This window comes from Synechococcus sp. UW69, assembly GCF_900474185.1.
In the GTDB taxonomy this organism is placed as follows: Bacteria; Cyanobacteriota; Cyanobacteriia; order PCC-6307; family Cyanobiaceae; genus Parasynechococcus.
Genome location: NZ_UCNW01000011.1, coordinates 175,727 through 197,142 on the forward strand (window position 1 = coordinate 175,727; position 21,416 = coordinate 197,142).

Annotated in this window: 28 protein-coding genes; 9 read left to right on the forward strand and 19 right to left on the reverse strand. The window is 58.0% G+C overall.

The window, feature by feature from the left end; all coding sequences use genetic code 11:
• Window positions 1-105 precede the first annotated feature (105 nt).
• Entirely contained in the window at window positions 106-318 is a 213-nt protein-coding gene (locus tag DXY29_RS11785) for a hypothetical protein (protein ID WP_170951270.1), read from the forward strand.
• Window positions 319-605: 287 nt separating this feature from the next.
• Here the strand turns inward: DXY29_RS11785 and DXY29_RS11790 are convergent, their stop codons facing one another.
• From DXY29_RS11790 to DXY29_RS11810, 5 genes are all read right to left on the reverse strand, one after another.
• Window positions 606-1,244 carry a hypothetical protein gene (locus DXY29_RS11790; RefSeq protein WP_244279387.1) on the reverse strand — a complete coding sequence of 213 codons (639 nt, stop codon included), beginning with the start codon at window positions 1,242-1,244 and terminating at the stop codon, window positions 606-608.
• Between the two features lie 49 nt (window positions 1,245-1,293).
• Window positions 1,294-1,515, reverse strand: coding sequence for a hypothetical protein (locus tag DXY29_RS11795; protein ID WP_041435027.1), 222 nt, complete (start codon window positions 1,513-1,515; stop codon window positions 1,294-1,296).
• Between the two features lie 89 nt (window positions 1,516-1,604).
• Complete coding sequence (locus tag DXY29_RS11800) at window positions 1,605-2,102, reverse strand: thermonuclease family protein (RefSeq protein WP_115025223.1); 498 nt, start codon at window positions 2,100-2,102, stop codon at window positions 1,605-1,607.
• Entirely contained in the window at window positions 2,099-3,352 is a 1,254-nt protein-coding gene (arsJ, locus tag DXY29_RS11805) for an organoarsenical effux MFS transporter ArsJ (protein ID WP_115025224.1), read from the reverse strand. The genes DXY29_RS11800 and arsJ overlap by 4 nt, the downstream gene beginning before the upstream one ends.
• Window positions 3,349-4,371 carry an ArsJ-associated glyceraldehyde-3-phosphate dehydrogenase gene (locus tag DXY29_RS11810; protein ID WP_115025225.1) on the reverse strand — a complete coding sequence of 341 codons (1,023 nt, stop codon included), beginning with the start codon at window positions 4,369-4,371 and terminating at the stop codon, window positions 3,349-3,351. The genes arsJ and DXY29_RS11810 overlap by 4 nt, the downstream gene beginning before the upstream one ends.
• A 63-nt stretch (window positions 4,372-4,434) precedes the next feature.
• Here DXY29_RS11810 and DXY29_RS11815 point away from each other — a divergent pair, with 63 nt between their 5' ends.
• Genes DXY29_RS11815 through DXY29_RS11825 form a run of 3 tightly spaced genes read left to right on the forward strand, consistent with a single transcriptional unit; the run spans window position 4,435 to window position 6,460 of the window.
• Entirely contained in the window at window positions 4,435-4,749 is a 315-nt protein-coding gene (locus tag DXY29_RS11815) for a helix-turn-helix transcriptional regulator (RefSeq protein WP_166017367.1), read from the forward strand.
• Between the two features lie 2 nt (window positions 4,750-4,751).
• Window positions 4,752-5,369: a DUF938 domain-containing protein gene (locus DXY29_RS11820; protein ID WP_115025226.1), complete on the forward strand. Its 618-nt coding sequence runs from the start codon at window positions 4,752-4,754 to the stop codon at window positions 5,367-5,369.
• Window positions 5,366-6,460 (forward strand): mechanosensitive ion channel family protein, encoded by a 1,095-nt coding sequence (locus tag DXY29_RS11825; protein ID WP_371411088.1) that lies wholly within the window; start codon window positions 5,366-5,368, stop codon window positions 6,458-6,460. The genes DXY29_RS11820 and DXY29_RS11825 overlap by 4 nt, the downstream gene beginning before the upstream one ends.
• Here the strand turns inward: DXY29_RS11825 and DXY29_RS11830 are convergent.
• Both DXY29_RS11830 and DXY29_RS11835 read right to left on the reverse strand, forming a co-directional pair.
• On the reverse strand, window positions 6,421-6,735 hold the full coding sequence (locus DXY29_RS11830; RefSeq protein WP_115025228.1) for a Tat pathway signal protein: 315 nt from the start codon (window positions 6,733-6,735) through the stop codon (window positions 6,421-6,423). The two genes, DXY29_RS11825 and DXY29_RS11830, sit on opposite strands and share 40 nt — an antisense overlap.
• A 38-nt stretch (window positions 6,736-6,773) precedes the next feature.
• Window positions 6,774-7,178, reverse strand: coding sequence for a hypothetical protein (locus tag DXY29_RS11835; protein ID WP_226422374.1), 405 nt, complete (start codon window positions 7,176-7,178; stop codon window positions 6,774-6,776).
• A gap of 55 nt (window positions 7,179-7,233) precedes the next feature.
• Here DXY29_RS11835 and purS point away from each other — a divergent pair, with 55 nt between their 5' ends.
• From purS to DXY29_RS11855, 4 genes are read left to right on the forward strand one after another with little or no spacing between them, the layout of a single operon-like run.
• Window positions 7,234-7,488 (forward strand): phosphoribosylformylglycinamidine synthase subunit PurS, encoded by a 255-nt coding sequence (gene purS, locus DXY29_RS11840; RefSeq protein ID WP_115025381.1) that lies wholly within the window; start codon window positions 7,234-7,236, stop codon window positions 7,486-7,488.
• The gene (gene purQ, locus DXY29_RS11845; RefSeq protein ID WP_115025229.1) at window positions 7,485-8,141 is read left to right on the forward strand and encodes a phosphoribosylformylglycinamidine synthase subunit PurQ; all 657 of its coding nucleotides are present in this window, start codon (window positions 7,485-7,487) and stop codon (window positions 8,139-8,141) included. The genes purS and purQ overlap by 4 nt, the downstream gene beginning before the upstream one ends.
• Window positions 8,141-9,106 (forward strand): LD-carboxypeptidase, encoded by a 966-nt coding sequence (locus tag DXY29_RS11850; protein WP_115025230.1) that lies wholly within the window; start codon window positions 8,141-8,143, stop codon window positions 9,104-9,106. The genes purQ and DXY29_RS11850 overlap by 1 nt, the downstream gene beginning before the upstream one ends.
• 4 nt (window positions 9,107-9,110) lie before the next feature.
• A complete protein-coding gene (locus DXY29_RS11855; RefSeq protein WP_244279388.1) occupies window positions 9,111-10,298 on the forward strand; it encodes a CARDB domain-containing protein in 1,188 nt (395 codons plus the stop codon).
• Window positions 10,299-10,365: 67 nt separating this feature from the next.
• Here DXY29_RS11855 and fba read toward each other — a convergent pair whose 3' ends face one another.
• From fba to accD, 7 genes are all read right to left on the reverse strand, one after another.
• Entirely contained in the window at window positions 10,366-11,439 is a 1,074-nt protein-coding gene (gene fba / locus DXY29_RS11860) for a class II fructose-bisphosphate aldolase (protein WP_115025231.1), read from the reverse strand.
• Between the two features lie 126 nt (window positions 11,440-11,565).
• Window positions 11,566-12,633 (reverse strand): class I fructose-bisphosphate aldolase, encoded by a 1,068-nt coding sequence (locus DXY29_RS11865; protein ID WP_115025232.1) that lies wholly within the window; start codon window positions 12,631-12,633, stop codon window positions 11,566-11,568.
• Between the two features lie 312 nt (window positions 12,634-12,945).
• On the reverse strand, window positions 12,946-13,695 hold the full coding sequence (locus DXY29_RS11870; RefSeq protein ID WP_115025233.1) for a histidine phosphatase family protein: 750 nt from the start codon (window positions 13,693-13,695) through the stop codon (window positions 12,946-12,948).
• 94 nt (window positions 13,696-13,789) lie between these two features.
• A complete protein-coding gene (locus DXY29_RS13940; protein ID WP_115025383.1) occupies window positions 13,790-13,915 on the reverse strand; it encodes a class I fructose-bisphosphate aldolase in 126 nt (41 codons plus the stop codon).
• A 139-nt stretch (window positions 13,916-14,054) separates the two neighbouring features.
• Window positions 14,055-15,134 carry a Gfo/Idh/MocA family protein gene (locus DXY29_RS11880; protein ID WP_115025234.1) on the reverse strand — a complete coding sequence of 360 codons (1,080 nt, stop codon included), beginning with the start codon at window positions 15,132-15,134 and terminating at the stop codon, window positions 14,055-14,057.
• 1 nt (window position 15,135) lies between these two features.
• Window positions 15,136-15,507 (reverse strand): hypothetical protein, encoded by a 372-nt coding sequence (locus DXY29_RS11885; RefSeq protein WP_115025235.1) that lies wholly within the window; start codon window positions 15,505-15,507, stop codon window positions 15,136-15,138.
• A complete protein-coding gene (gene accD / locus DXY29_RS11890) occupies window positions 15,504-16,385 on the reverse strand; it encodes an acetyl-CoA carboxylase, carboxyltransferase subunit beta (protein ID WP_115025236.1) in 882 nt (293 codons plus the stop codon). The genes DXY29_RS11885 and accD overlap by 4 nt, the downstream gene beginning before the upstream one ends.
• A gap of 186 nt (window positions 16,386-16,571) precedes the next feature.
• Here accD and DXY29_RS11895 point away from each other — a divergent pair, with 186 nt between their 5' ends.
• Complete coding sequence (locus DXY29_RS11895; RefSeq protein WP_115025237.1) at window positions 16,572-17,114, forward strand: ferritin; 543 nt, start codon at window positions 16,572-16,574, stop codon at window positions 17,112-17,114.
• A 12-nt stretch (window positions 17,115-17,126) separates the two neighbouring features.
• On the opposite strand, the gene DXY29_RS11900 is transcribed toward DXY29_RS11895, so the two are convergent.
• The 5 genes from DXY29_RS11900 to lpxD all read right to left on the reverse strand — a co-directional run bounded on the left by DXY29_RS11900 (window position 17,127) and on the right by lpxD (window position 21,383).
• Window positions 17,127-17,924, reverse strand: a complete 798-nt coding sequence (locus DXY29_RS11900; protein ID WP_115025238.1) for an A24 family peptidase — start codon at window positions 17,922-17,924, stop codon at window positions 17,127-17,129.
• Window positions 17,912-18,160: a hypothetical protein gene (locus DXY29_RS11905; RefSeq protein ID WP_250398494.1), complete on the reverse strand. Its 249-nt coding sequence runs from the start codon at window positions 18,158-18,160 to the stop codon at window positions 17,912-17,914. The genes DXY29_RS11900 and DXY29_RS11905 overlap by 13 nt, the downstream gene beginning before the upstream one ends.
• 106 nt (window positions 18,161-18,266) lie before the next feature.
• On the reverse strand, window positions 18,267-19,169 hold the full coding sequence (locus DXY29_RS11910; RefSeq protein ID WP_115025240.1) for a phosphoribulokinase: 903 nt from the start codon (window positions 19,167-19,169) through the stop codon (window positions 18,267-18,269).
• A 64-nt stretch (window positions 19,170-19,233) separates the two neighbouring features.
• Window positions 19,234-20,307, reverse strand: coding sequence for a 3-isopropylmalate dehydrogenase (gene leuB / locus DXY29_RS11915; protein ID WP_115025241.1), 1,074 nt, complete (start codon window positions 20,305-20,307; stop codon window positions 19,234-19,236).
• Window positions 20,308-20,339: 32 nt separating this feature from the next.
• Entirely contained in the window at window positions 20,340-21,383 is a 1,044-nt protein-coding gene (lpxD, locus tag DXY29_RS11920; RefSeq protein WP_115025242.1) for a UDP-3-O-(3-hydroxymyristoyl)glucosamine N-acyltransferase, read from the reverse strand.
• Between the last annotated feature and the right edge of the window lie 33 nt (window positions 21,384-21,416).

The following is a 21,416-nucleotide window of genomic DNA, read 5'->3' on the forward strand; positions in this document are numbered from 1 at the left end:
GGCTTCACCCGAAGTACTCACTGGGCTTGAGTCGAGACGTCAGCACGCTTTAAGGTGTCGGACCATCCAGTCCTGCGGGTTTTGCTCGGTTCCTGGCAAGTCCTAATGCGATGCATCGCCAGTGCGTTGTTCCTGTTGGCCCATGGCCTGCTGGTGCTTGAGCACATCGCGATGGGCACAGCACTCCACGGGATTGCTGAATTGTTTCTCGCTCCTTGGGCCCTGCGTCATAAGGCCTGGGACATCATCGTGATCGGACTAATTTTCTGTGTCTTCGACCTGTGGGGAACCCTGCGTCTGACCGGCGCCCTTGTCTAAGAGCACCGCATCAATCCAAGTTTCAAACGCTCAACCGCTGAGCCGCTGGGACCAAAAGCCAAAGAGCTGCCAAGACGACCAAAGAAACATCCCGAGAAACACCCAGTTCAGCCAAGCGGGACGGCGGTCGTTTTCAAACATCTCTAAAGGAAGCGAAGGCGACACCTGACCTTATCGGTGACGCGCATTAATGGCCATGGCGAAGGAGTTGGAGCAGCAGCAGCCCTCCCATGCCGCCGCATCCCACCAAGAGCCAGGGAAGACGAGCCTGCCGGGCGTCAGGCAATTCATCGCGAAACACCGCCATCAAAAGCCCTCCTCCCAAGAATGCCGTCGCGATGGCCAGGGTGAGCGCATCCACGGGATGAAACACCAAGGCGTGCAGAAGCCCCCACAACAAGGGCGGCGCTTCCAATCCAACGATTCCGACGGCGAAATCGCTGAGGATGGTGCACCGCGGCGTAGCGGTCCGTCAACAGAACGTGGGCGCTGATCGCAACAGTGAACAAGATGCCGTAACCAATCCCGGTTGTGATGAGTGATGGCAGGGAATAGGCATAGAGATAGTTGATCGCCGCAAAGCTGAAGAGCTGCAACCACACCGCAAAAGGAGGTGCATCTTCCCTTTGCTTCATCACCACGTTCAGACTGAAAACCACCAGGACGCCCAAGAGGGCAATCAGGAACAGCAAAGCCTCCACCAGAGGTGTCGGCACGTAATCGATGAGACCCCGAGCGTCCGAAAGTTCAGATCCCCCCGTTGCCAACTCCGGCAGGAGATGGAGAAACACATAGGCCAAGCCAGCCCCACCTCCAACCGACGCCCAGCGTTGCTGATGCTGCTCTGGACGCGAGAAGACCAAACTGGCCAGCCAATGACAACTGCCGATCGCCAGCACACAGAAAAAAGCGACCCCCCAGACCACTGAACGGAATCAGTTGCTCAAAGTCTGATCAGCAGCGGCCGAACCAGCATCACTTCGCCGAGGAACTCCAATCGGCAGAGCGAAACGACACATTGGCACCACCACTCCGTTTTAAGTCGTGCATGCCTTCCAACTGGTTGTACACCGACAGAAGCTGCCGCCGCATGTGATCGGTGTGGGGCAGATCAGCGATCAAACGCAGCACATCTTCCAGGGATCGCTTGGCGTCGATCACCAAACGACAATCAGGGCTGCCAGGTTCATCGCGCATCAGATCGGAAGCGAATAATTCCATTCAGCAGAAAATTCCGGCATTCGGGTGTCTGAATCCCTACCAATGCAGCGATATTCAGCAGAAATTCAGGGTTCACCACCACCTTCCCGTTCCATCACATCCCAAGGACGCTCGAGCGGAGGTTGCGCTGACCAGACCCCAAGCTCTGCAGAGGCCGCCTCCGTTTCAAGAACGGAATAATCGAGATCATCACAACGTCCAAGGAAGCCATCCCAGGCAACAACCGCACCTTGACGAATCAAGGCAGCACCGAGATCTTCCCCATCGATCAGGAGGCGTCCCACCAGGCGTCCGTACACATCGCGTGAGCGGAGCTCAAACAAAGCTTGGTCTCCGACCTTCACTAAGGCACTGATGGCCACCGATGCACGCGTTGCCCATGGCGTCTGACTCCGTCGCGGAGCCTGGAGACAAGCCAGCCGAACCGCTCTCCCCTGACCATCCAACTCAACCAGCAGCTGCTGCGCGTTGCTGATGCTCAACACCCGAACCGGCTGCAACTCTGCGCGACTCGAAAGCGGCAGAGCCAAAGCCATCAACAGTGCTGCAGCAATCCTCTTCATCCTGGGGCATTTCGCACAGCCGGCAGTCTGAGGCTGCTGACCCATGACAACAACACCAGCAGTGACGATGCCCAGAGGCAGGCCTGCATGCCAGCGGCCTCCGTCTTCCCGAGCATGAACACCGCTCCAGAGAGCATGGTTCCCACCAGGCGCCCAGCAGCATTGGCCATGTAATAGAAGCCCACGTTGAGGCTGACACTCTCCGCATCGGTGTAGGCCAGCACCATGTAGGAGTGGATGGACGAATTCATCGCGAACACCACACCGAAGGCGGCAAGGCCGGCGGTGATAGCAACCGCCACATCAACCTCTCGCCAAAGCGCAACAGCAATCAGAGCCGGGATCGCCGTCAAAAGCGCACTCCAGAACTGCACGGCGGACACGCCAGGCGGAGCGGTCTGACCCCAGAGTTTTCGTAGACCAGGAGCTGTTCCCTGGACGATGCCGTAACCGATCACCCAAAGGCCAAGGAAGCCACCGATCTCCCAGAAGCTCCACCCCAAGGAAGCCTCCAGAAACACCGGTAAGGCCACCACGAACCAGACATCACGGGCACCGAACAGAAAGAAGCGCGCCAAAGACAGCACATTGATGCCCTGGGATTTGGAGAACAGGGCTGCAAACGCTGGTTTTGACTTCATCTTTCCGATCTCCCCCGGCAGCACCAGGGTCAGCAGGAAGGCGAGGGCAAGGCCCGCGGCCATCCAGCCCACGGCGGCGTTGAAGCCAAAAGCGGTGAGCAACACCCCACCCAGAAAAAAGCCCACACCCTTGAGAGCATTCTTCGATCCCGTCAGGATCGCCACCCATTTGAACAGCTTTTGTTGCCCCTGCTGTTCATCCTCTGGGGTTTCGGGCACCACAGTCTTGATGGCACTTTTGGCGCTCATCTTGTTGAGATCTTTGGCGATGCCACTGATCGCCTGAGCCACCATCACGTAAACCACGCTCAACAGCTTCGGCCACCCAGCTGTGACGGGAATCAACATCAGCAGTGCAAGGATCTGGAGCAGCGTGCCCATCCAGAGGGTTAGCCGAAGCCCATAGCGGGCACCAATCCAACCGCCGTACAGGTTGGTGACCACCCCAAAGAATTCATAAAAGAGGAACAGAGCGGCGATCTCGAGGGTGGTGTAGCCGAGCTGGTGGAAATGGAACACCACCAACATCCGCAGGGCACCGTCGGTGAGCGTGAAGGCCCAATAGTTGGCGGTGACGATGCCGTATTGCTGCAGCGGCGAGAGCTTCATGACTCGCGTTCCACCACATGACAGGTGAGGTCGGCCATGCGGCAGCTGTAGCCCCATTCGTTGTCGTACCAGGCGAACACTTTCAGCTGGTTGTCATCCACCACCATCGTCGAGAGGGCATCGACGATCGAGCTGCGGTTGTCGTTGGTGTAGTCGCAAGACACCAACGGGCGTTCCTCGTAGCCGAGGATTCCGTGCAGCGGACCATCGGCTGCAGCTTTGAAAGCAGCATTCACCTGCTCCACCGTGACGTTCTGCTTGAGCTCGAACACCGCGTCAGTGAGGGAACCATTCAGCAGGGGAACGCGCACGGCATGGCCATTGAGCTTGCCCATGAGCTCGGGGAAGATCATGGCGATCGCCTTGGCCGACCCGGTGGTGGTGGGGATCAGTGAGGTCAGTCCGGAACGTGCCCGGCGCAGATCACTTTTGAAGGAGTCGATCGGCACCTGGGTGTTGGTGATGTCATGAATGGTGGTGATCAGTCCGTGCTCGATCCCAAAGTTTTCGTGCACCACCTTCACCACCGGCGCCAGGCAGTTGGTGGTGCAGGAGGCCGCCGTCACCAATTTGTGCCGCGCTGGCTCATACAGCTGATGATTAATGCCATAAACAATGTTGAGCGCCTCCTCACCGGCAACAACACCCTTCACCGGACAGGCCACCACCACACGCTTCAGGCCCACCTGCTCGAAGTAGGGGTTGAGGGTCTCCGGCGTCTTGATCTTTCCGCTGGCCTCCAGCACCATCTCCACACCCCGATCGATCCAAGGCACAGCCGTGGGATCTTTTTCGCTGGACCAGGTGAGCTCGGATCCCTCCACAGTGAAACCATCGGCACTGCTGGCGATCCCCCGATCCCAACGACCATGGACGGAATCGAACTCCAGCAGGTGAGCCGCCGTTGCAGCGTCACCAGCGGGATCATTGACATGCACCAGTTCAATGCCAGGCCGACCCCAGAGAGCCCGAAACACCAGACGACCAATCCGTCCAAACCCGTTGATACCGATGCGCATAGCAACCCCACTGATCAATCAAATTATGTTGATCAAAACAGATCGGTGGATGCTGCTCCTGTGATGCAGAACACCCTTAATGTCGAGCAGTCGAGGCAGATGCTCAAAGCACTGGCCGACCCCATCCGCCTCAAGGTGATTCATGCACTGGCGCTGGGGGAACGATGCGTCTGTGATTTAACGGGGGATCTCAATCTCCCCCAGTCCAAACTCTCCTTTCACCTCAGGGTGCTTCGCGAAGCAGGGCTACTGACCGATCGGCAAAGCGGTCGCTGGATTTACTACCGGCTGCAACCGAATGCCCTCGCAGCGCTGGAGGCCTGGCTAGCCGATCTGCGCCTCCACTGCAGCCAAGACGCTGTCCCCTGTCAGGAATAACGATGGACCAACGGCTTTTTTTTCCGGCAACGGAACGCAATCGCAGGCCCATCGGGGATCTGCTGAGCCAGCTGCTGCCCGCTGCAGGAGCTGTGCTGGAACTGGCCAGCGGGAGTGGAGAACATGCCGTCTGCTTTCAACAGCGGTTCACGAATCTGCTCTGGCAGGCCAGCGATCCGGATCCAGACCATCGCGCCAGCATCGACGCCTGGATCCGCCACCAAGGCCTGAGCAATGTCATGCCAGCAGCCCTCAATCTTGATGTTGAGGAACGACCCTGGCCCCTCCCCCAAACCATTGGAGCGTCACTGAACGCTGTGGTTTGCATCAACCTGCTGCACATCAGTCCAGCCAACTGCACCAATGCGGTGCTCGAAGAATCTGCCGTGCTGCTGCCCAGCGGCGCCCCACTGATCATCTACGGCCCCTTCATGCGCAATGGCGCCCACACGAGCGCGAGCAATGCCGCCTTCGACAGATCGCTAAGGGAGCGGAACAACCAGTGGGGGTTGAGAGAGGTGAGCTTGGTCACGTCTCTTGCCGCCAGCGCTGGGTTCAAAACCGACGACGTGGTGCCCATGCCCGCCAACAACCTGACTCTGGTGCTTCGCCGCCGTTGAGCGAAGAGGTTCTTGCCAGCTCTCACCAGGCACTCCACAATTCAGCCTTAACAACGGCGGAAGGCATGGGTCTTGGTGAGCTCTTGATAAAAATCCTGATCGGCATCGCTGCCACCCTGGTCCTGTCCTTTCTGTGCAGGAAAATCTTTCCTCGCTTCACCAAGAGAAGCAAAACCAACTTCGACGACTTTGTCCTAAATGCCCTTGCGGATTCAATCATTCCGTTCGGAATTGTCGTCGTCCTGATCCTCACGCAAAAAGAACTTGGGCTGCCCATCAACGTTGAGCGTGCCTACGACACAGCACTAAGACTTGTTGGAACAATCGTTCTGATCAGGTTTGTCAACCGTGTCGGCGCTCGCTTTCTGACGGGGGTCGCCCGACGTTCAGGTGCAGAAGATCTTGAGCATTTATTTCAAAGTCTTCTCCCACTACTAAGAGCAGTGATCTGGGGCATCGGCACCCTGGTGCTGCTGCAGAGCCTCGGTGTAAAGATGACCGTGATCTGGGGCTTGTTAAGCGCCGGCGGTATCGGCATTGGCTTGGCCTTGAAAGAGCCGGCCCAGGAATTGTTTGCCTACATGATGATTCTTCTGGATAAGCCATTCACCGTTGGTCAATTCATCTCGGTGGGCTCAACATCAGCAACAGTGGAAAGAATCGGTGTTCGCTCCACCCATCTGCGAAGCCTGCGTGGCGAACAAGTGGTGATGAGCAACTCAACCCTCACAGGCTCAACCATCCTTAATTTCGCCGAAATGGCGCAACGCCGCATGATCTATTCGATTGGCGTCACCTACGACACAACTGTCGATCAGATGAAGTCCATCCCAACCATGATTCAAACCATCATCGATTCTCAGAAGCACAGCACCTTCAATCGCTGTCACTTCACCGAATTTGCTGATTCAAGTCTGAATTTTGAGCTTGTTTATTACATCGACACCCGAGATTTCACCGTTGCATTAAATGATCAGCAAGCGATCAACCTCGCAATCATGGATGCTTTTGCCCGAGCAGGCATTGAATTTGCCTTCCCAAGCCAAACGCTCTACTTAGAGGGAGATTCACTCACTGGCAAAGCGTCTTGATGGGTCGGGGCTGCCGAACGCCAGACAACACCACCAATCAACAAGGCCAACGCAGCCACAGCCGCCGTGAAAGGAATCAAGCGACGCTGATCCGCACTTGTTCCGAGAGTGATCTGCTGGGAGATGTTGTCGCGCCGCGACGCCAAAAATGATTCCTGACGACAGCTGGTGCAGACCGTGTTGGAAATGCCTGCATTTTTCAACTTGAAGCCGTAACGGCCTGGGATCTCAACAGGTGTTCCGCAGCTGGAACAGGGGAGAGAAAAAACAGCCATCGGGAATCTGCCCTCTCCACAGGTCTATCACCACGATTTCATTCCAGAGGGATGGCCCCATGGGCGCAGACAGCGCCCCAACAGAGACTGCGATCCGCCGTCCAGGAGGGTTGCACCTGCAGCCACGCCTGGTTCTGACCAACCCGCATCATCATCTGACCAGTTCCGTCATGGACGAATTCGACGCGCTGCTGATCCCAGGTCAACACCCAGCGCTGTCCAGGAGTCGCGGCGACCATGCGGCATGGACTCCAGGCCTGCTCTCCGATCCGGCAGCGCATCGATGCCGCTGCAACGGACGTGCCGCCGACTGAACTACCGATTATCAGTAGAGCAGCTGTCCAGAGCTTGATGTGAAACACAGACACTCGCTGGGCAGCACGCTGGCGAAAGGACTCCTCCTCACCATGCGAACGGGCGACTGTCACGCCCGTGGGGGGCACCAGATCTCTTCAGGGTTTGGTGTCTGTCAGGATTCGATCAGACCAGTTGCTGATCGTGCCGCGTTTTCAAGCCCGCGTCCTTGTGCGTCTGCGCCCCTCTGTGCTCGATCCAGCCGGAGAAGCCGCGCGTGGTGCCGCTGAACGTCTTGGGGTGGAAGGCCTCAGCAAATTGCGGATCGGAAAAGCCGTGGAAATAGAGATAGAGGCCCCCGATGAAGCGGAGGCCCGCCGCAAGTTGGAATTGCTCAGTGATCGACTGCTGGCCAACCCGGTGATCGAGGACTGGACTCTGGAGCTGAACCACTCATGAGCATCGGGGTCATCGTTTTTCCGGGCTCGAACTGTGATCGGGACGTGCAATGGGCAACGGAGGGATGCCTGGGCTTGAGCACACGCCGGGTCTGGCATGAAGAGACCGACCTGAGCAGCTTTGACGCCATCGTTCTGCCTGGAGGGTTCAGTTACGGCGACTATCTGCGTTGCGGTGCCATTGCACGCTTCGCACCAGCCCTGCAATCGCTGATTGACTTTGCAGCCCGGGGCGGTCGCGTGCTCGGGATCTGCAACGGATTCCAGGTACTGACGGAACTTGGGCTGCTGCCCGGAGCACTGACCAGAAACCGGGATCTGCACTTCATCTGTGAGAACACGCCCCTCAAGGTTGTGAGTCAGCGCTCGGCCTGGATGCAGGGGTACAGCGACGGGGGCGGAACGCTGACCTTGCCGATCGCCCACGGGGAAGGCCGTTATCAGTGCAGTGATGACACGTTGAAACAGCTTCAGGACGAAGACGCCATTGCCCTCAGCTACGGCAACAATCCCAATGGATCAATCGCAGACATCGCCGGCATCACCAACACCAGCGGCAACGTTTTGGGCTTGATGCCCCACCCGGAACGGGCCTGTGATCCTGCGACTGGAGGAACCGACGGCCGACGCATGCTGGAGGCCCTGCTGGGCTGATGCAGAGCCGCCGGACGCTGCTGATCTCAGGGGCATCCACCATTGCATCCACTGTCGTCACGGCCCTGCTCCCCCCCCGGGCCATGAGCGCCCAGCGGAGGTTGGCACCGCTGAAACCTGGAGCACGCATCCGCGCCGTGAACCCCGGCACATGGATGGATCCAGACACCGATCTGAAACTCTTGCTCGAGCGCTGTGATGAACAGCGCTGGCATCTGGAGATCCCAGCAGCAGTCACCCGTCAGTGGCGCTATTTCTCCGGAACCGACCGGGAGCGGAGCAGCGATCTGACGGCTGCCTGGAATGATCCAACAGTTGATGCTGTGCTGACCGTCGGAGGTGGCTGGGGGGCCGCCCGCGTGCTCGAAGCCGGATTCCGCTTTCCACGACATCCAAAATGGAGCCTTGGGTTCTCTGACACCAGCTCCCTGCTGCTGGCCCAATGGGCCGCCGGCCTGCCTGGGGGGATCCATGGATCCAGCGGCGGCACAGATGCGCAGTGGCAACGGACGGTGGATCTGCTCCGTGGACGTCCGGTGGAACCTCTGCAGGGAGAGCCAAGACGGCGGGGGATCGCTCGCGGCCCTTTGGTTGTCACCAATCTGACCGTGGCGACCCATCTGATCGGAACGCGCTGGCTTCCCTCTTTGAAGGGGGCCATTTTGGTGCTGGAAGACGTTGGAGAAGCGCCCTACCGGGTGGACCGAATGCTGACCCAATGGCGCAGCGCTGGCCTTTTGCAGCACTTGGCGGGGGTGGCCTGCGGTCGCTTCAGCTGGGCAAAAGACGACATCCTCCCCGGTGATTTCACCATGGAGGAGATCCTTGAGGAACGCCTGGGCGATCTTGGCATTCCCCTAGTGCTCAATCTGCCGGTGGGCCATGGTCGCCCCAACGAGGCTTTACCTCTGGGATCACAAGCACAACTGGATGGCCAGCGGGGCCTTCTCAGCCTGATTCCCTGATCTGTTGGCAAAACGCTGGTCCTTCGGTGGCTTTGCCGCTAGCGATGGACCAAAGCAGCTGACCCTCGTGGCCGACCTCACCATCGCGAACACGGTGTCCGATCTGATCCTGGGTGATGTCCGCGAACATTTGCCGCTGGAGCGGATTCCCCTGCAGGGCGACGTGCTTGGGCTTGGGACCACGACCAGCATTGACAACGGAGAGCTGACCTTTCTGCAGGACAGCTCATCGACATCAGCCATCTGGCGTTGCGTGGCCCATGACGGCAGCATCATCAAACTCTCTCCTGGCGATGGGAGTGGTCACTTCCCATATGTGTGCTTCACAAGGGATGCATCCACCCTGCGTCGCCCTGTGGCGATTGAATCGCTCGGACCCACGGAGGAAGCGCCTCTGCAAAGACTGGTGGCAGAAGCAATCGCCCAGGGACAACGCTCCGGAACCCTTGAGTCGGCTCCCATCTACGGAGTGCGGATGTTGACCCACTGGCATGAACTCGTGATCACCGTGGCCTCCAAGCTCTGCATGGGTCAGCAGCGGCGCAACATGAAAGTCGCCGCAAGTGAAGCGGGATCATCAACCGCAGGTCAAAGCATCTACGACATGCTTCAGCACTACCGACTGGCGCCGCAACCTACGGAGAAAACCAACGATCCAATCCGCTATCTGGGACGCGCGATGCAGTGGGATTGCTGTGGTTTTTTTGACACCGAACCGGAGCTGGGGCGCGTCACCGTTCCTCAGCCAGGCGCCCACTTGCATCTCCATGGATGCAGCACTGATCTGGCCTATGGAGGACATCTTCACCATGAACATGCTTCAACCAGACTCAAACAATTGGAACGCCTTTGGCTGTATCCACTCCAGACTTTCAGTGCCCTTGGAAGCGATATGGCCGTTGAAGACTTGAGCTTCGACAACGGAATGATTCGTTTTCGTGTTGTGAATGCAGGGGAAATGGACGTGAGCGACGTTGGCGTGGCCGTTGTGATTAATGACCGCTACAGCTGTCGTCGTTACATCAGGATCCCCTGGTTAAGTGCAGGCGACGATGAGGAATTCACCTTGTCGTTATCCCTCCCAAGCGGCAAGCAGCTGATCACAGTGATCGCAGATCCTGAGGAGATTGTGATCGAAGCGGAGAACCGTAGGAACAACAATCGATTGGACTTGGAAGTCCAGATTCCATGAGCTTTGGCATCAATCATCCACAAAAAAAGGGGCCCCGAAGGGCCCCTGCTGGAGATTGATCTCTGAATCAGGCGGCGACAGCAGCCTTGGGATCGAGAGCACCCTTGGCGTACAGGCCGGCGAAGTGGGTGATGCTCTGCTGCTGGATCTTGCTGGCATTGCCGGCAGCCCAGAACTGCTGGTAGCGGTCGAGGCAGACCTGCTTCATGTACTTCCGCGCCGGCTTGTTGAAGTGGCGGGGATCGAAGTTGGCAGGGTCAGCCATGGCTGCCTCACGCACAGCGGCGGTGAAGGCCAGACGGTTGTCGGTGTCGATGTTCACCTTGCGCACACCATTGCGGATGCCCTCCTGGATCTCTTCAACGGGAACGCCGTAGGTCTCGGGGATGGAACCACCGTGCTTGTTGATCATCTCCAGCCATTCCTGGGGAACGGAGGAGGAGCCATGCATCACCAGGTGGGTGTTGGGGATGGCTTTGTGGATCTCAGCGATGCGGCTGATGGCCAGCACTTCACCCGTGGGCTTGCGGGTGAACTTGTAAGCGCCGTGGCTGGTACCGATAGCGATAGCCAGAGCATCACACTTGGTCTTAGCGACGAAGTCAGCTGCCTCAGCAGGATCGGTGAGCAGCATGTCTTTGGACAGCTCTCCCTCGAAACCGTGGCCGTCTTCGGCTTCACCCTTACCTGTTTCCAGGGATCCCAGACAACCCAGCTCACCCTCAACGCTCACACCGACGGAGTGGGCGAAGTCAACAACCTGCTTGGTGACGTTGACGTTGTAGTCGTAGCTGGCGGGAGTCTTGGCGTCGGCTTCCAGGGATCCGTCCATCATCACGGAGGTGAAACCGTTGATGGCAGCGGAATAGCAGGTGTCAGGAGCGTTGCCGTGGTCCTGGTGCATCACCACAGGGATGTGGGGATAGGTCTCGGTCGCGGCCAGGATCAGGTGACGAAGGAAAATTTCGCCGGCGTAGCTGCGGGCACCGCGGGACGCCTGGAGGATCACGGGGCTGTCGGTCTCGTCAGCCGCTTCCATGATGGCCTGGACCTGCTCGAGATTGTTCACGTTGAACGCAGGGATGCCATAGCCGTTTTCGGCGGCATGGTCGAGCAAAAGCCGAAGCGGAACGAGCGCCATAGGAAAAATCTGATACGGAACCTTGACGGAAAGACTCCGCCGGGCGACGACTTTACCTATTTGTGTTCAAATTGTCACCAAGCCCATCCAAACAAACGACAGGGCTTGGTGAAATTCGATTCATTATCAGTAGGTGTAACCGGCGACAAACAACTGTTCATCCGACGAAGGCTGAGAGCCAGCCACGTATTTGCCGAGTGAGGCTTCAGAGTTGGCTTGGGCCCTTGCAGACAGTGCTTTCTGGCCAGCTTCGGTGTTAGTACCAGCCCAACCTTTGAGGCAAGAGTGCTGCAGGGCACGGCCATAGGAGAAGCCGAGGTTCCACTTGGCCTTGCGCTCAATGCTGTTCATGTGGTTCAAGTACACCGAAGCAGCTTCCTCACTCAAGCCTCCGGACAGGAACACAATGCCGGGCACACTGGCAGGGACACTGCGCTCGAGGGTTCGCACTGTCATGGCTGCGACTTTTGCAGGGTCTGCCTTGTCTGGGCAGTCCGCGCCCTGAACCGTCATCGAGGGCTTCAGCAGGGTTCCTTCAAGCAAGACACCGTTGGCGTAGCAAGCGTGATACACCTCCTGAATGACGTGTTCCTGAATTCGAGCGGTGGTTTCGATGCTGTGGTTGCCATCCATCAGGATTTCAGGCTCCACGATGGGAACAAGGCCGGATTCCTGAACCGAGCGGGCATAACGGGCCAAACCCCAAGCATTTTCGCGAACAGAGAGGGCTGAAGGGCAGCCATCTGCCGTGATTTGCAGCACAGCACGCCACTTGGCGAAGCGAGCGCCCTGGGCGTAATAGTCAGCAGCACGCTCGACCAACCCATCAAGACCAGTGCAGAGCGTCTCGACGGCGTTGGCACCACCCAGAGGCCTCAGGCCCATATCGACTTTGATGCCGGGAATAATTCCGAGCTTGCCCAGCTTGTTCACCATGGACTCGCCGTCAGCATGGTTTTGGAAGAGGGTCTCTTCGTAAAGAATGGCTCCGCTGATGAAATCTCCGAGCCCCGCTGTGGTGAAGAGCATCCCCCGATAGGCCTGTCGATTGGCTTCGGTGTTCTCCACTCCGATGGAGCCAAGACGCTTGCCGATCGTCTTGGTGGACTCATCAACAGCAAGAATTCCTTTGCCAGGTGAGGCAAGGGATTGTGCGGTTGCAATCAGTTCGGAGGAATAATCAGACAGTGCCATTTGACTTATCGGAATTGAGGGAGTCTCGGGGCCTCGAAGGACAACCTGGCCTCTCTGATTACGCATTTGAGTAATATTTGCTACGAGCTATTTGTATTTTTTGGTTTTTGAGGGCGTGCGAGATTGGATCAGTTGTGCGCATGGGTTGTGCCCATGGATGGTGCGATTTCAGGCTTCAGATGCGCACTATTGCTGGATGCCTCACCCTTTTGGATCGATCGTCGTTCAATGCTCCTCTTCAACAAAAAAGGCTGACTCTGAAAAGATCCAGCCTTTTTTTTCGAACCAAGCCTCAATCTTGAGCAGACCGATTCACAGCTGAGAGAGGGCCTGCCACTGATTGGGCAGAATTTTGGCAACTAATTCGAAGCTGCCATCACCGAGAGGCTTTGCAACGTATGCGACGCCCATGGGTGCGGGATAAATTCCATTGGTTGGAACGATCGGCATCGTCACACCCTGGAAAGGGTCATCATGTCCAACGAGGAATGTATTTTCCCCGGCTTCAGGCTTCGCGGACATCAAGGGAGCAATGCGCTTCGCATACTCTTTGTAATCCTCAGGAGTGCACTCAACACAAGGCAAGAAATTCAGATTTGAGTTCTTGGTGTAGGTGCCGAAAGCCAACTCAGCTGTGTTGTACGCACGGCAGTAATCACTTGAGATGACATCTCCTACAGGAATACCTGCAGCCTTGATGCCTTCACCAATTCTTTTAGCATCAGCTTTGCCTTCATCACTCAAGCGTCTCTGAGTGGTGCAATCCAAAAGATTCAGCTCAGGGCTGACCTGATCGCCCCAGTCCTTCGTGGTTTTGGCATGACGGATGTAGATGACATAACCGCCATCCCTGAGAGCACTGGCGAGATCTTTACCCTCAACTTTGTTGACGAAATCTTTGTTGTTCTGTTCTCCAGAGAGGGTGGTGTCATTTTGCTCATAGGCTTCAACCTCACTGGTTTTCACATCAGGCTGTTCCTTGGATGAATCCTCGCCGACCGATCCAGAGGAGCATGCCGCCATCAGGAGAAGAGCAGCAATGCAAGTTACTTTTTTAAGCATTGATCAAAGAGCTATGTACTTATTAAAGCGATTGAAAAAATGCGAGACATTTTCAAAGACACGCCAAGGCGTCTCCGTTGATACAGGATTGAAATCAAGCGGGTTGCTGGCTGTCCAAGCCCACCCCGATGGGAGCAAGACGCTTATCAAGCGTCTCGCTGGATTCATCAACAGCCAAGATCTCGTTCCCAGGAGCGGCAAGGGCTGGCGCAGTAGCCATCAGTTCCAAGGTGTAATCCACTAGAACCGTCGAGTCGGTTCAAGCAACATCAGTTTTTCAATCTGAACTGATGAAAAAACACACGCAAGTTAAGTGCAGGCCTATAAATCAGGCCAAGAGATTGCATCATTTGAAGCGATCAAGTGTGAGATAGCGATGCTTCAACCCGATCGCATACGTCGCGGCTCACCACTCCTTCAGCCAAACCAGGAATCATCGGATTGCCGCTGCGAATGCTGTCAGCCCACCAACCCAACACTCTGGCAACGGGCGCAATCCGACCATCACTCCAGGTTTGTGTAAACGCGAGGTCCGCATCTAGAGGCACCTCTCTTAGGCCCTCACCCAACGGTGCATGCTGAAGTTCGAATCCGTGCACATAGTCTTTCTGATTGCTGCTGCTGAGCACCAGGGACCCGTCTGATCCAGTGATGTCGAGGCAGTACCCACGTCCGCAGCGGGACACCGAACTCAAGCTGACCTGGGCTGGCACCGGCACGTCCGGTCGGCCTTGCCATTGCAGATTGGCCTGAATCAATGACACATCCGGTGCATCAACAGAGGCCAAGCCCCCATTGGGATGAGGTCTCTGAGCAATCGAAACGCTGTTCAAAGCTTGAACAGACCCCAGGGGACCAACCAACCAGGCGAGCATGTCGAAGGCATGGGTTCCCAAAGCGCCAATCACACCGCCGCCTTGATCGGCCTGGGAATACCAATTCCAGCTGCGCCGGGGATCGGAACGGCTGCCCATCAACCAGTCGAGTTTGACCAGCCAGGGAGTACCAACAGCACCGGCCCGAAGCAGACGCTCCGCCTGCATGAACAAGGGGACGGCTCGATATTCGTAATCAACACCAACCGATAGAGCCCCTGCCATCGCGAGCCGCTGAAGCTCCCGGGCTTGATCGGCATGCAAGGCGATGGGCTTCTCCAACAGAAGATGCTTACCGGCCTCAAGGGCTCGACGAGCCAACTCGAAGCGCGGTGCAGGCGGTGTGGCAATCACAACGCCTTCGACTGCAGGATCCGCAAGCAGAGCGTCCCAGTCGCTGTATCCCTTCAGCCCATGCACGGCCGTGGCGGCATCCAGCCGCTCCTGACGTGGGTGCCAGAGGGCGACCGCCTTCAGATCGGGAGCTGCGGCAAGCGCCGGTAGGTGCACCTTCTCACCAAAGCCGAGACCGGCAATAGCAACACCAATGGGTTGTGGAGGCATCTCAGCTGGAGAGGGGTTCGGTGCAGACAGCCTCAATCACAGAGGTGATCAACCCGTCGTCCCCGGCAGGCTGCCATTGGGCACGAAACCGCGGCAAACCATTCACCTGCTTGTCGCGAAAGAGACCTTGCGCACAGTCCAGTTGCATCACATAAAGCTCCCCAGCAGGCTGGTTGCCATCGTCAGTTGCCGCTGGTGTGAAGCGGCTCAGCACCGTTCGGAAGCCATCCCGATCGATCCGGACACTGCCGCGATCCCACCACTGCTGGCCAGCGTCGGTGGAAGGAACCTCGATCCATTCGACAGGAGCGGCCAAGACGGGTGCTGCCCAGCAGATCAAACCCAGAATCAGGGCAAGTCCGAACCTGATCATGCGCTGGTGAGCTCCATCGGTTTGCAGCCATGCAAGCGCAGCAGATTGGCCAGGGTGGAGCGCAGCTGGGTGCGTGGAACGATCGTGTCCACGAACCCGTGCTCCTGCAGATATTCAGCCGTCTGAAAATTGTCCGGTAACTTCTCGCGCAGGGTCTGCTCAATCACGCGACGCCCAGCAAAGCCAATCAGCGCTTTCGGCTCCGCAAGGATCAAGTCTCCCAACATGGCGAAACTGGCCGTCACCCCCCCGGTGGTGGGGTGGGTGAGCAAGGGCATGTAGAGCAGCTCGGCTTCGCGGTGGCGTTCCAGTGCTCCGGAGATCTTCGCCATCTGCATCAGGCTGAGCATCCCCTCCTGCATCCGGGCACCGCCGGACGCACAGACGATCAGAAGCGGCAGCTTTCGGGCTGTGGACTCCTCGATCAGACGGGTGATTTTTTCCCCGACCACGGATCCCATCGACCCACCCATGAAGCGAAAATCCATCGCCGCCAACCCCATGGGGATGCCTTCAACCCGGCACAGCCCCGTCACCACGCCATCCCGCAGCCCAGTCGAGGCCTGACTTTCCCGCAGTCGGTCGGCATAGGCGCGCCGGTCTTTGAATCCCAGTGGATCCACCGGTGCCAAATCAGCATTCAGCACCTGGAAGCTGTCGGGATCGGCAATCAGTGCAATGCGTTCAGCACTGTCGATCCGGTGGTGGTAGCCGCAGTTAGCGCAAACACTTGCATTCAGCTTCAGGTCTTTGAGATAAACGACCTGACCGCACTCAGGACATTTGCTCCACAGACCATCGCCTTCATCGGGTTCCTGCTTGACGTTGGCAACGAACTGACCCTTGCGGCGATCAGCAAACCAATCGAACAGAGACACACAGGGCTGTCAGCTCTCTCCATTAAAAGCTGCCCGGGGGAAGACCTTCCAGATGGCTCACAGCAGAGCGAACCACCCTCTGCTGCCCCAGAACGTGATCCATGTTCTGGGGCAATGTTTTTTCGTTTTTGAACCCGACAGATGCTGTCTTTAGCCTGCCGATAACGAGATTGAGCAACGTCAGGCATGAGCTCCCACACAGCTGCCATCAATACCCACTTATCCCTTGAATTCCAAGCCAGCCACACTTACCTGGCTATGTCGATCTGGCTGCGGGAAAAAGATCTGATCGGTTTTTCCAGCTACATGCTGAACAAAAGCGTTGAAGAGCGTGGACATGCCTCCAAGCTGATCTCGTATCTGGTGGACAGTGATTGCGAGGTTCAATTGCCAACGATTGAGTCACCGCAACGGGATTGGGATTCCGTCGAAGCACTCTTCGACATGGTTTACAGCATGGAGAAAGACGTCACACGCTCGATCAACGACATCTACAACCTCTCAGAGAAGCAAGGAGATCGCACCGCGACAGCCATGCTGGATTGGTTTATCGAAGAACAACTACAGGAAGAATCAGAAGCTCGTTTTGTGATCAAACGGTTGCGCCTGGCCGATTCGAACAGCGCAGCGCTGATTCTTCTGGATCAACAATTCCTCGATGGGACGCTGCTGGCCAATGTGAAAGCAGGCCGAGCCTTTGATTCCCAGGGAAGTAGCGCAGGAGCTTAAGCCCAGATCGGTTCAGCCACCCAGCAGCATCACCCATTCGCTCCACCACCACAGCGGACCCGTCAACCAGACCAACCAGATGCCGAGAGCAATAAACGGACCGAAGGGGAAGGGTTCCCTAGGGCCAAGATGCCCACTCAAACGAGCTGCACCGCCAACAGCGGCACCCGACGCAATCGCAATGGCCATCGCGGCTGCGATACCCCCAAGTCCCAGCCATGCCCCACCCAGCGCAGCCAACTTGGCATCACCCAGGCCCAGCGCAGGTTGACCCAAAAGCCGTTCGGCTAGGGCACTGAGACCTTCCAACAGCAGCAAAGCCAGTACAGCTGCGATCAGATGGGTTGCAAGAACGGAGACCCCACCAACGCTGCTGACGAACAACCCCAGCACCACACCCCAGCGACACAGGGGCTCCGGCAACCAAAGGTGGTCAAGATCGATCAACACCAGAGGCAGCAGCAGAGCGATCAGAGGAAGACCAGCCCAGGGGAGCCAGAGATCGGGGAGCCCGGCACCAGCACCAGGCCACACCAATACAGCTGTCATCCATAAGCCGGCACTCAGGGCCTCCACCGCTGGATAGCGCCAGCTAATCCGGGCATGACAGTCGCGACAGCGCCCTCTCAGCAGAAGCCAACCGAGCACCGGGAGATTGTCATACCAGCGGATGGAATGGCCACATTTGGGGCAGTGGCTGCCGGGAAACACCACCGATTCCTGACGGGGCAAGCGCCACACCACCACGTTGGTGAAGCTGCCAACGCAGGCGCCAAGCAAAACGATCCAAAGCAAGATCAACCCTTCCATCGGGTCCGGCCACGGCTCGTGCGGCCACGGATCAGATCGATCGCGATGAACTCTTCATCCGGCAGCAGGACGGGCGTCTCGAAGACCACCCGACCGTCGGGCTGCTGCGAATCAACAACAACCCCAAGAGGCTCATGCCCCGCAGGTGTGCTGGAGAGATAAGCGAAGTAGACCCGACGGGCTTGGGCAATCAGCGAACGGCTGTCAATGCGATCCCAGCGTGGAGCCGACGGCACACCCGAAGCTCCACGAATTTCGAAGGAGGGCGTTGACAAAGAAATAGAGCCCACCTGATCACTCAGATGGACTCATTGTAGAGATGAATGTTGTATCGAGAAGCGATCAGCTGACCTTCTTCTTCTCCTCGATCATGCGGTGAATGATCGGAGTGAGAATCAGTTCCATTGCAAAGCCCATCTTGCCGCCGTTCACCACGATGCTGGTGGGGCTGGACATGAAGGAATCGTGGATCATGCTCAGCAGATAGCCAAAGTCGATTCCCCACTTCTCGCGAGCACCCTTGCGGAAGTGAATGATCACGAAGCTTTCATCAGGCGTCGGGATATTCCGGCAGATGAAGGGGTTGGAGGTGTCCACCGTGGGAACCCTCTGGAAGTTGATGTCGGTCTGACTGAACTGGGGGCAGATGTGGTTGATGTAATCCGGCATCCGGCGCAGGATCGTGTCAACGATCGCTTCAGCGGAATAGCCGCGCTCAGCATTGTCACGATGGATCTTCTGAATCCACTCGAGGTTGGTGATCGGCACCACGCCCACCAGCAGGTCAGCCAGGGCCGACACGTCGTATCCCTCTCCCTTCACGCCACCGTGAAGGCCTTCGTAGAACAACACATCAGTGCCTGAGGGGATGTCTTCCCAAGGCGTGAACTGACCCGGCTCGAGGTTGACACCAAGACGGGCGTTGTGTTCGGCAGCTTCTTCGGGGCTGTGGAGGTAGTAGCGCTTCTGACCGGCACCGGTCTCGCCATAGGTGCGGAATAGCTCCTCAAGCTTGTCGAACAAGTTGGCCTCAGGGCCGAAATGAGAAAAGTTTTCACCCTTGGCCAGGGCATCCGCCATGGCCTTTTTCATGGGCATCCGCTCGTAGCGGTGGTAGCTGTCGCCTTCCACCACTGCAGGGGTAATGCCCTCCCTCGCAAAGATGTGCTCGAAGGCGCGCTTGACGGTGCTGGTTCCAGCTCCGGAAGAACCAGTAACAGCGACAACCGGATGACGCTTCGACATCGACGCGGGGACTAGAGGCCCGGCGATCTTGCCAGATCAGGGCCCAATTACACCAATCCGAAGTTCAAAGAGCTTTGAGCAATTCCTCACCCATTGCGCGACAACCCAGTTGTGTGCAGCCTTCTGCCATCAAATCACCGGTACGAAATCCGCCGGCCAGAACGGCATCAACAGCGGCTTCGAGATCATCGGCAGCAGCACTCTGCTTCAAACCAGTGCGCAGCATCATCGCCGCCGAGAGCACCATGGCCATCGGGTTGGCCTTGTCCTGACCAGCGATATCCGGGGCCGAACCGTGCACAGGCTCAAACAGTCCAGGCCCTGCGCTGCCGAGGGAGGCCGAAGGCAGCATCCCGATCGAGCCGGTGAGCATCGCCGCCTCGTCGCTGAGAATGTCTCCGAAAAGGTTTCCCGTGAGCAGCACATCGAACTGACGGGGATCACGCACTAGCTGCATCGCTGCGTTGTCCACGTACATGTGGCTCACATCAACACTGGCGTAACCGGGCGCCAGGGCATCCACACGATCACGCCAGAGCTGGCTCACGTCGAGAACGTTCGCCTTGTCCACCGAGCACAGCCGTCCACGCCGCTCCTGGGCGATCTCAAAGGCCACCTTTGCGATCCGATCCACTTCCGAGGCGGAATAGGTCATGGTGTTGAAGCCACGCTCCTCTCCCTCGGTCTCGATGCGTCCCTTGGGCTGACCGAAGTAAATCCCACCAGTGAGTTCACGCACCACCATCAGATCCACACCCTCAATCACCTCTCGCTTGAGGCTGCTGGCATCAATGAGGGCCGGAACAATTTTGACCGGGCGAAGATTGGCGAACAGCTCCATGCCGGATCGCAAACCGAGCAGACCGGTTTCCGGACGCTTTTCGCGGGGAAGACTGTCGAAACGAGGGCTGCCGATGGCTGCCAGCAAGACAGCATCCGCTGACCGGCAGGCGTCCAGGGTGCTGGCGGGAAGTGGCTCACCGGTGGCATCAATGGCGCTGCCGCCGATGGGCTGTTCCTCGAAGCTCAGCGCAAAACCATGGCGCTCACTGACAACCTCCAGCAGCTGTCGGGCGACAGCGGTGATCTCCGGGCCGATCCCATCACCTGGCAGAAGAACAACGCGGTGCTGAGCCATGACGGTGCGGTGCGGCAGGTCGACCGCTGAGGTTACTGAGGGGAGTCGCGTTTGAGCTCGCGCAAGGTCTTCGCCATCTCCGGCAGCTTGCTGAAGGCGGCAGAGCAACGCAACCAGAGACGATTCGGAATCGCGGGGTAACCGCTCACCACCTCACCGGGAGCCACCTCACCGTGGATGCCGCTCTTGGAGCTGGCAATGGCACGGTCGCCCACCACGGCTCGATTGGCGACACCCACCTGGCCCGCCAGGATCACCCCCTGACCGATCCGGGCTCCTCCAGCAATTCCAACCTGGGAGGCGAAGGCACAGCCAGGGCCTGTCGTTACGCCGTGGCCGATCTGGACGAGGTTGTCGATCTTGGTGCCGGCACCAATCCGGGTCTCCCCCACCGATGGACGGTCGATGGTGCTTCCACAACCCACCTCAACGCCATCCTCGAGAACCACCTGACCGGTCTGCGGCATTTTTCGCCATCCCTTCGCCGTCGGCACGAAGCCGAAGCCCTCGGACCCGACAACGGCGTTGGAATTCACCACGCATCGCTTTCCAAGACGGCTTCCAGGGTGCAGCACCGCATTGGCGTGCAGCTCACAGCCATCACCCACCACCACATCGTCGTAAATCACAACCCCGGGATGAAGGATGCAATCGGAGCCGACACGACTCCCCTCGCCGATGCAGACCCGCGGCCCTACAGCACTACCTGGCCCCACCACCGCCCGTTCATCAATAACCGCCGAGGGATGAATCTCCGCCAACGGCCGGCGACGGGGATGCAACTGGTCGAGGGCTTCAGCAAAGGCCAGACGGGGGTCAGCGAAGACGGCAAAGGCAATGCCGTGCTCGGAAGCAAGATCAATCAGGTCCTGTTGGTCGGGCAGCAAGAGAGCGCCCGCTCCACTGGCGCCAAGCGCAGCAGTTAAGGCGTTGCCCTTCTCCAGGAAGCTGAGTTGCGAGGACGAGGCCTGGTCGAGCGAAGCGGCACCCTCCAGCCATGGATCCAATCCGAGCTGGCTCCAGCGCAAGCCTGCATCACCGGTCTGCAGAACCTTGATCAGGGTGCTGAAACGCATGGCCGCCACGACAGTCGCGCGGATCGTAGACGT